Source organism: Brevibacterium sp. (assembly GCF_022712115.1).
In the GTDB taxonomy this organism is placed as follows: Bacteria; Actinomycetota; Actinomycetes; order Actinomycetales; family Brevibacteriaceae; genus Brevibacterium; species Brevibacterium salitolerans.
Genome location: NZ_JALAHB010000198.1, coordinates 1 through 4,032, shown reverse-complemented (window position 1 = coordinate 4,032; position 4,032 = coordinate 1). Strand labels below are relative to the sequence as shown.

The 4,032-nt window shown below is 69.5% G+C and carries 2 protein-coding genes; both read right to left on the bottom strand.

The window, feature by feature from the left end; genetic code table 11:
• Positions 1 to 236: 236 nt before the first annotated feature.
• Positions 237 to 2,048, bottom strand: coding sequence for an AMP-binding protein (locus Q0A33_RS11330; protein ID WP_291796494.1), 1,812 nt, complete (start codon positions 2,046 to 2,048; stop codon positions 237 to 239).
• A gap of 110 nt (positions 2,049 to 2,158) precedes the next feature.
• Positions 2,159 to 3,727, bottom strand: a complete 1,569-nt coding sequence (locus Q0A33_RS11325; protein WP_291796497.1) for an HDIG domain-containing metalloprotein — start codon at positions 3,725 to 3,727, stop codon at positions 2,159 to 2,161.
• Positions 3,728 to 4,032 lie beyond the last annotated feature (305 nt).

Sequence of the window (4,032 nt, the reverse complement as noted above, 5' to 3'; positions counted from 1 at the left end):
GGGTGGGGTCACGGAGTCCTCCGCATCGGGCGTGTATCGGAACGAGAACCGTCCCTTGCTTCGCGCTCCTGCGACGAGCGCCGCATCCCATGTTCGCACGGGCGGCGCGACCTCCGGGGCCCCGCAGGAGACCGGCCTATTCTCGCACCGCAGTTTGTGAGCGCTCTGAACCCCGCCTCACCGAATACCGGTGAGGCGGGTGTCCCGGACGCGCACTCCGTATGACCGCCCGCAGCTCAGCCCTTCAGCGAGGGGAAGTCCGTATCCGCCCACTCCCGGGCCTCGGCGACGGGGGTGGTGCCGCCCACCGCGGCCCTGCTCTCCGGCATCGGCTCTCCCTCGTGCAGCTCGCGCTCACGCGCACGCAGCTCCACCCGCCGGATCTTGCCGGAGATGGTCTTGGGCAGATCCGTGAACTCGATCCGGCGGATCCGCTTGTACGGCGCGAGGTTCTCGCGGCAGAAGCGGAGGATGTCCTCGGCTGTCTCCGCAGAGGGCGCGAACCCGCCGCGCAGCACCACATAGGCCTTGGGCACGGCCAGCCTGACAGGGTCCGGGGAGGGGACGACGGCGGCCTCGGCCACGGCCTCGTGCTCGATCAGCACGCTCTCCAGCTCGAACGGCGAGAGCCGGTAGTCACTGGCCTTGAACACGTCATCGGCACGGCCCACGTACGTGAAGACGCCGTCCTCGTCCCGCGTCGCGACGTCGCCGGTGTGATACACGCCGTCGGCGAAGGCCTCGGCCGTGCGCTCCTCATCCCCCCAGTACCCCAGGGTCAGCCCCACCGGGCGCGGATCGATCCGCAGGCAGATCTCGCCCTCCGTGGTCTCCTCACCGGTCGCGGGGTCGATGAGCACGGGCTCGTAGCCGGGCATCGCCACGCCCATGGCCCCCGCTTTGCCCCTGAGTCCCGGCGGGTTGCCGATCTGCAACGTGGTCTCCGTCTGGCCGAAGCCGTCGCGGATCGTCACGCCCCACTCCCGCTCCACGATCGCGATGACCTCCGGGTTGAGCGGCTCGCCGGCGCCCAGAGTCTTGGCCGGCGGGTTCTGCAGGTGCCGCAGATCCGCCTGGATGAGCATGCGCCACACGGTGGGCGGCGCGCAGAAGCTCGTCACCCCCACCCGGTCCATCGTGTCCATGAGCGCGAGCGCATCGAACCGCGCATAGTTGTAGAGGAAGACGCAGGCACCCGCGATCCACGGCGTGAAGATGTTGGACCAGGCGTGCTTGGCCCAGCCGGGCGAGGCGATGTTGAGGTGGATGTCGCCGGGCTCCAGACCCATCCAGTACATCGTCGACATGTGGCCCACGGGGTAGGAGACGTGTGTGTGGGCGACCATCTTCGCCTTCGAGGTGGTGCCCGAGGTGAAGTAGAGGAGCAGCAGATCGTCCGCCTTGGTGGTCCCCTCGGGGACGAAGGACTCGGACTGCCCGTCCGCGGCGGCGTAGTCCACCACGGCCACCTCCGCGCCCGAGGCCGTCCGGGCTGTGCCGGGCGCCTCCGGGGACCCTGCGCCGGCCTCGGCCGCTTCCGGACCCACGATGATCCGGGCGACCGGATGCTGCACGGAGTCGAACTTCGCGGCGTCCGCAGCCGCCGCGACGACCACGTCGGCCTCACCGCGGACTGCCCGGTCCTCGAGATCCGCGGGCCCCAGCTGAGTGGTGGTGGGCAGCAGGACGGCTCCCAGCTTGATGCCCGCGAGCATGGTCTCCCACAGCTCCACCTGGTTGCCCAGCATGACCATGACGCGGCTGCCGCGGGTCACGCCGGCGGCGCGGAGCAGATTCGCGACCTGGTTGGAACGGCGCCGGAGCTCGTCGTAGGACCACTTGCCCTCACGGCCGTCGGACTCCACGATCCACAGGGCCGGTGACTCATTCCCCTCGGCGAGCGGGTCGAACCAGTCCAAGCCGAAGTTGAACTCCTCGAACCGCGGCCAGCTGAAGGCGGCGCGGGCCTGCTCCACATCGAGGCGATGTTCAAGCAGCACATCGCGTGCAGCACGGAACTGCTCAGTCACGGACTCTGTAGGGGCCATTCTGTTCTCCTTCGAATTCGCGGCCGATCCGCCGCGCCCAGCACGCCGAATCCGCACACAAACCTATCAGCAGGAGGTTTCCGCGCAGTTACACGGCGGTGTGAAGGCCCTCAATCCTGCTTGTCGAACCATTCGCGGAGCCTGCGGGCGGCCTCCTCCTCACCGAGCACGCCCTCCTCCATCCGGAGCTCCAGCAGGTACTTGTAGGCCTTCCCCACCAGAGGTCCCGGGGTGAGTCCCAGCAGCTCCATGATCTGCTCGCCATTCAGCTCCGGACGGATGGAGTCCAGCCGCTCCCTGTCCGCGAGCTCCGCGATGCGGCGTTCCAGGTCCTCGTAGTTCCGCGCCAGGCGCTTGGCCTTGCGCTGGTTGCGCGTCGTGACGTCCGCACGCGTGAGGACGTGCAGGCGGCTGAGCAGCTCACCGGCGTCCGTGACGTACCGGCGCACGGCGGAGTCCGTCCACCCGGCGTCGCCGTAGCCGTAGAACCGCAGGTGCAGCTCCACCAGCCGCGCGACCTTCCTGGTGGTGTCCTTGTCGAAGGTGAGCGCCTTCATCCGCTTCGCCGTCATCTTCGCGCCCACCACGTCGTGGTGGTAGAAGGTCACAGCACCCCCGGGCTCGAACCGCCGGGTGCGCGGCTTGCCCACATCGTGCATGAGAGCTGCGAAGCGGACCACGAAGTCCGGGGAGGTGAGCGGGAATGCCGGGGCGGCCGGGGCCTCGGCGGCGGGCTCTGCCGGTGTGCGCTGTGCCTGTGCCGGGGCTGTCTGTGCCGAGGCTGCCTGAGTAGGGGCTGTCTGTGCGGGCACTGCGTGAGTTGGCTCTGTTCGCACACCCTCCGCCTGCGCCTCGGCCTCACGGCGGGCATAGACCGCCTCGAGTTCCACGGCCTGGTCCAGCACGGTCAGTGAGTGCTCGTAGACGTCCTTGTGGCGGTGGTGCTCGTCCTGCTGATCCCGGAGAGCGGCGAACTCCGGCAGCACCACGTCCGCGATCCCGCTGTCCACGAGCAGCTCCACGCCCGCCCGCGGACGGACGCCGCAGATGAGCTTGGTAAGCTCCTCCTTCACCCGCTCCGCGGAGATGATCTCGATGCGCCCGGCCATCGCCGTCATCGCCTCGCGCACCTCGGGCGCCACGTCGAAGCCCAGCTGGGAGGCGAAGCGGGCCGCACGCATCATGCGCAGGGGATCGTCGGAGAACGACGCCTCCGGGGTGCCGGGCGTGCGGATGACGCGGGATTCGATGTCGCGCAGACCGTGGTGCGGATCGACGAACACACGCCCGGGCAGGCGCACGGCCATCGCGCCGATGGTGAAGTCCCGGCGGACGAGGTCCTCATCGAGGGAGTCCCCGAACGCGACGACGGGCTTGCGGGACTCCGGATCGTACTGCTCGGCCCGGTAGGTGGTGATCTCGATGAGGTAGCCGCGCTTGCGCAGGCCGATGGTGCCGAACTGCTTCCCGATCTCCCAGTGCGCATCCGCCCAGGACCTGATGAGGGCGAGGATGTCGTCCGGACGGGCATCGGTGGTGAAGTCGAGGTCCGGCATGTCCCGGCCCAGCAGGGCGTCGCGGACGGATCCGCCCACCAGTGCGAGCTCGAAGCCGCGGGCGGAGAACATCTCCCCCAGGGGGTCGAGGATGTGGGACAGGCCGTCCAGCGCATCCGCCATCGTCACGTGCGCCTCTGCTGCGAACACGCAGCCACCTCGCTTCTGTCTTCCTCGTGCATGTGGGACCTTGTGCGGGTGCGGTGTGCGGCCGCGCCGTCTCCCGCCGGCAGCGCGCTTCCCGCAGGCAATGTGCTTCCCGCGGACCACATGCGCCACGCTTTCCACGCGCGCCACGCTGTCCACCGCCTCCGGCACCCGAATGCCCAGCAGAGCGAACCCGCGCTGAGCCCGGCCAAGTTTACCGTCATCGCGCCGCGCCCGTCCGTCCTCCGGTCAGGCCCGCGCTTCACCGCCCTCTCCCCGCC

Excerpts from the sequence above, each read along its gene's own strand:
- Q0A33_RS11325 (WP_291796497.1), bottom strand. The coding sequence starts at position 3,727 with ATGGCGGATGCGCTGGACGGCCTGTCCCACATCCTCGACCCCCTGGGG.
- Q0A33_RS11330 (WP_291796494.1), bottom strand. The coding sequence starts at position 2,048 with ATGGCCCCTACAGAGTCCGTGACTGAGCAGTTCCGTGCTGCACGCGAT.